Annotated in this window: 6 protein-coding genes; 3 read left to right on the forward strand and 3 right to left on the reverse strand. The window is 35.8% G+C overall.

The genetic code is table 11. The features are described 5' to 3' along the window. Nucleotides 1-67: 67 nt before the first annotated feature. The 3 genes from ytzI to FS486_RS19790 all read right to left on the reverse strand — a co-directional run bounded on the left by ytzI (nucleotide 68) and on the right by FS486_RS19790 (nucleotide 2108). Nucleotides 68-226 (reverse strand): YtzI protein, encoded by a 159-nt coding sequence (gene ytzI / locus FS486_RS19785; RefSeq protein WP_144514021.1) that lies wholly within the window; start codon nucleotides 224-226, stop codon nucleotides 68-70. A gap of 96 nt (nucleotides 227-322) precedes the next feature. Continuing rightward, the gene (locus FS486_RS20350) at nucleotides 323-631 is read right to left on the reverse strand and encodes a hypothetical protein (protein ID WP_222122606.1); all 309 of its coding nucleotides are present in this window, start codon (nucleotides 629-631) and stop codon (nucleotides 323-325) included. Nucleotides 632-638: 7 nt separating this feature from the next. Next, nucleotides 639-2108, reverse strand: a complete 1470-nt coding sequence (locus tag FS486_RS19790) for a GGDEF domain-containing protein (RefSeq protein ID WP_222122607.1) — start codon at nucleotides 2106-2108, stop codon at nucleotides 639-641. A 214-nt stretch (nucleotides 2109-2322) separates the two neighbouring features. Between FS486_RS19790 and FS486_RS19795 the strand changes: the two genes are divergently transcribed. The 3 genes from FS486_RS19795 to FS486_RS19805 are packed head-to-tail and all read left to right on the forward strand — an operon-like array spanning nucleotide 2323 to nucleotide 5146. Further along, nucleotides 2323-3303: an ABC transporter substrate-binding protein gene (locus tag FS486_RS19795; RefSeq protein WP_144514022.1), complete on the forward strand. Its 981-nt coding sequence runs from the start codon at nucleotides 2323-2325 to the stop codon at nucleotides 3301-3303. An 18-nt stretch (nucleotides 3304-3321) separates the two neighbouring features. Then, entirely contained in the window at nucleotides 3322-4356 is a 1035-nt protein-coding gene (locus FS486_RS19800; protein ID WP_144514023.1) for an ABC transporter permease, read from the forward strand. Further along, a complete protein-coding gene (locus tag FS486_RS19805; RefSeq protein WP_144514024.1) occupies nucleotides 4349-5146 on the forward strand; it encodes an ABC transporter ATP-binding protein in 798 nt (265 codons plus the stop codon). The genes FS486_RS19800 and FS486_RS19805 overlap by 8 nt, the downstream gene beginning before the upstream one ends. Nucleotides 5147-5264: the final 118 nt, after the last annotated feature.

A 5264-nucleotide genomic window follows, 5' to 3' on the forward strand; every position in this document is an offset into this window, starting at 1 on the left:
ATAAAAAATAGAAAGGGTTTCGAAATACGACCATTTCGAAACCCTTTTGTCTACAATCTGAAACGCATCAGCCATTCTGGCGATGCGTTTTTTCGTTAGATTCATTAAAATTACTTGGACGTTCGTCAATGGTATGTTTGAATGCATAACCTTTATTAATCGTAAATATGGTCAACCCAAGAACGATAATAAAAGTAAATGCCCCAATAATAAAAACAGCAGTCACTATATTCCCTCCATACTTGCTATGAATACGCTTATCATAGCATATAAACAGGTTTGTAACTTGAATTATATTAATCGTTCGAACAAACGTGAAAGTTTAAAATTTCATATTTGTTTCGGTGCCTGACACCTGTAATAAAAAGTTGCTACCAGTTATTTGTTTGCATTGTTTTTTGATGAGACTTGCGATTTCTGATAATTCATAAATGGAATGAATGTTTTGGTTTAATATTCCTGCAATTGAAATTGTCAGAAGCGGAAAGGATTCTTCGATTCCATGACGGTTTTTAGTAACAATACACCCTTTCAGAAAATCATGTGCATGATAAAACTGGTCTATAGAAGCATCAAATTGTTGAATAATCTCATCGCATAATTGTACGTTATTCGATGAATCTGTTATCAATATAAAATCATCCCCCCCCTATATGACCTACAAATCCATCAGTAGGACAGCATTCCTTTAAGATCTTTGCTAATTGCATGATAACTTTATCACCCTTTTCAAAACCATAGACGTCATTATAAGGTTTAAAATTATCAATATCGAGATAAAGAACACTTAGATTAGTTGTAGCATCGATACATTGTTGCAATTGCTGTTCAATTATTAGATTACCTGGCAATTCAGATAAAGGGTTTAAATGCTTGGCATAGTCAATTTCTAGTTGCATACTCTTTTCAAGCAAATCTTTAACCGTAACTACACCGAAATAATTGTCGTATTTAGTAATTGTAATAAAATCATATAAATGGAGCGGATCTCTTTTCATCGCAGTTTTTGCGACTACATCAATTGGTGTTCCAGCATCTACTTTCAAAAATGTTCTACTCATAATAGCGGAGATAGGTTTTTTGTTATATAAACTGTAGCCGTAGGGTCCACTAAACTTTAGATGCAGTTTATTTCTAGTAATTACACCAATCAATTTTTCTCCATCTTTAATACAAAAACCAGGGAGGCTATCATTGGTTTCCATCAAACTACTAACATTGGAAATAGGCATTTGACTGGAAATTGTTCGTAAAGGAGTCGCAATTTGTTCAATAGAGGTATCTGTCAATCGGTTCGTACTAACACAATTTTTTCTAGTACTTTCCCTATTAATAATCATTTTGACTTCATCCCGCAGAGGGAATAGGTTTCTGTTTGGCTTCTGTATAAAGTATCCTTGCCCGAAATGGACTCCTATATCAATTAACGTACGCAATTCTTCTTTTGTCTCTATTCCTTCAGCAATAATATGTATTTGTGAGTAATTTGCAAATTCGCTTAGACTTCTTACAAGCAATTGCTTAGTTCTATCCTTATCAATTCCACGTATGAGTTTCATATCTAACTTAATAAAATGAGGACGGACATCTGTAATTACATTTAATCCCGAATAACCAGCACCTACGTCATCGATAGCAATTTGATAAAACTGTTTTTTATAATGCTCTATTGTATTAATAAAATCTTTTAAATTATTTATTGCTTCCCGTTCTGTAATTTCAAATACTATAGAATCTGAGTCAATTTGAAAGTATGATAAAAACTCTTTTGTAAATCCTTCTTTAAATTTAGGGTCATTCATTATATTAGGATTGACGTTTAGAAATAGTTTTCCACCAGCATTTAAGTCATTGGCACATTTCAATGCGTTTGCCCTACATAAATTTTCAAGCTCCCAAAGCTGTCCTTGTTTCATCGCATAATCAAATAATAACTCGGGATTTTCCAAAACAGTGTTTTCAGGACCGCGTGTTAATGCTTCATATCCGTAAATTTGGGAATTCTGAAGTGAAATAATCGGTTGAAAAACAGTTTGTATAGCTTTTTCTTCTAATATATATAAAAATAAATCTCCATAGTCATGATCCTCAATAGCCAGTACAATCATTCCCCCTTAAATAAATAAATGCTTCTCAATGTAAATTATAAAAATAGAATGTCTAGCTACTATTAAGCGGATGTAAAGAGAATAATAAATTACTATCAAAAAATTCTTAATCTTATTGACTATTAATCAATTGCAGTGTAACATATCTATTAATCTAAACTTTAGCGAGTTGAATCGCTGATGTGCGTGATTTAAATAGGGGGTATTAATAGAGATGAAGAAACTAGCATTGTTTTTATTGGCTGCTATTTTGTTATTGGCAGCGTGTGGGGAAAATAGCGAACAGGGCTCTAATGAGAATGCAAAGGAAAATACAAAGAAATTTAAAATTGGTGTTACTCAAATTGTAGAGCACCCATCTCTAAATGCTGCATTTGAAGGATTTCAGAAAGCTTTAGAAGATGCGGGGATCGATGCTGAATATAAAATAGAGAACGCTCAAAATGACAATAGTGCCAACACAACTATTGCAAACAACTTAGTAAGTGGTGGAGTCGATTTAATATTTGCAAACTCTACTCCGAGTGCTCAAGCAGTAGCAAGTCTTACAAAGGATATTCCAATTGTCTTTACATCTGTAACAGATGCTGTTAGTGCAGAATTAGTAAAATCGATGGAAAATCCAGGTGGAAATGTGACTGGGACTGTAGATACGCAGCCAGATGCAATCCCAAGTACTATTTCATTTTTGAAAGACGAGCTAGGGGCGAAGAAGGTAGGAATGGTATTTAACGCAGGGGAACAAAATTCTCGTGCACAAGTAGATGCCGTAAAAGAGCAAATGAATGCAGTAGGACTGACGGTAGTTGAGGCGTCTGTTTCAACTTCTGCAGAGGTTAAGCAAGCAACAGAATCGTTAATTGGAAAAGTAGACTCCTTGTATATTATTACAGATAACACGGTAGTTTCTGCTCTTGAATCTGTCATCTCTGTTGCAAATGACAATAAACTTCCTATGATGGTAGGAGAATTTGACTCCGTAAAACGCGGAGGTTTAGGGGCTTACGGGTTTGAATACTATGATATCGGTTATGAAGCAGGACAAATGGCAGTAAAAATTTTAAATGGCGAAAGCAAACCAGCTGATTTACCAGTTCAATATCCACAAAATTTACGATTTGTATTAAATAAAAATACAGTGGAAGCGCTTGGGCTTGATGTAAAAGATGCTTGGAATGCGGAATTCGCGGAATAGATAGGAGTTTGATTCTTTATGTTTGCAGCTATTTTTGGTTCTGTTGAGCAAGGAATCATCTATGCAATTATGGCACTCGGAGTGTATTTAACATTCCGAGTGTTAGATTTTCCTGACTTAACGGTCGATGGAAGCTTTGTGACTGGCGCTGCTACTGCAGCGATGATGATTGTGTTAGGCTATCATCCGTTCATTGCAACGCTAGTTGCGATCTTCGCTGGTTTTATTGCAGGATGTATAACAGGTTTATTACATACAAAAGGGAAGATCAACCCTCTATTATCCGGGATCTTAATGATGATTGCTTTGTATTCTATAAACTTGCGGATAATGGGATTCACTGTAGAAAATTCAATAGGTCGACCGAATATACCTTTGTTGAATTCAGAAACGTTATTTAGTCAATTTTTCACATGGTGGGGCAGTTTAGGAATTGATGAAGTAATGAATAATTTCCTAACAGGAATTGGTGTGGAGCATCTGCCTTCTACATGGGGAACAGTTATAGTGGTTGCAATTCTAGTGCTTCTTATTAAATTGGTATTCGATTGGTTTATGAAAACAGAAGTTGGACTAGCAATACGTGCCACGGGAGATAATAAAAAAATGATTCGAAGTTTTTCTGCAAATACAGATAATCTAGTAATAATCGGACTCGGTATTTCAAACGCTCTTGTCGCATTATCAGGGGCATTAATCGCACAGTATGCAAAGTTTGCAGACATTGGAATGGGTATCGGGATGATTGTAATTGGTTTAGCATCTGTCATCATTGGTGAAGCAATATTTGGAACAAAATCAATTGTTCGTACAACACTAGCGGTTATTTCAGGTGCTATCATTTATCGTATTATTCTTGCATTAGCGCTTCGAATCGATTTACTAGACACCGGTGATATGAAACTAATAACAGCATTTATTGTTAGCATTGCTTTAGTGTTACCGAATTACTTTGACAAACGTCGAGAAAAAAGTAGAAAAGCAAAACGACATGCACAGCGGGTATCAAACGAGACGATTGTAAGAGAGCAGGAGGGAGAAAATCTTGCTTAAATTACATGCTATTAACAAAATTTTTAATGAAGCAACTGCAGACGAAAAGATTGCGTTAGATCAAATAAATCTCGATTTAAAAGAAGGGGATTTTGTTACCGTAATAGGAAGTAACGGGGCCGGCAAGTCAACGATGTTGAATATGATTTCTGGAGCGCTTACTCCCGATTTTGGCGAAATTATTATTGATGGTAAAGACGTCTCAAGACTACCTGAATTTAAACGCTCCCAGCTAATTGGACGGGTTTTCCAAGATCCTATGGCAGGAACTGCCCCGACGATGACGATAGAAGAAAACTTAGCTATTGCCTATTCAAGAAATAAAAAGCGTGGGTTGAAAATTGGTGTAGATAAACAAAGGAAAGAATTTTTCCTTCAATCACTGGAGATGCTACATTTAAATTTGGAAAACCGATTAAACGCGAAGGTCGGTCTTTTGTCAGGTGGGGAAAGGCAAGCACTTTCACTTTTAATGGCCACCTTTACCAAGCCATCTATACTCCTACTGGATGAACATACGGCTGCTCTAGACCCATCTCGGGCAGAATTAATAACCAATCTTACAAAACAGCTTGTAGAAAAGGACCAATTAACTACTCTGATGGTTACGCATAACATGCAACAAGCACTTGATCTTGGAAATCGTTTGATCATGATGGATAAAGGTCAAATTATTTTAGAAGTGGGAGAGGAAGAGAAAAAGTATTTAACCATTCCGAAACTGATGGAGGAGTTCCAACGTATTCGTGGAGAAAAACTAACTAGTGATCGAACATTATTATCTATATAAAAGAGAGCAGCTACTTTTGCTCTCTTTAGTCATTTTCATTTTAATACATAGTGTAGGGAAAGTGCGTCTTAGTGCGTTTGACTAGCGACCGCTATGATTTTCTCAGCAGTCGGACGCT

The sequence above is a fragment of the Bacillus sp. FJAT-22090 genome (assembly GCF_007676755.1).
In the GTDB taxonomy this organism is placed as follows: Bacteria; Bacillota; Bacilli; order Bacillales_A; family Planococcaceae; genus Psychrobacillus.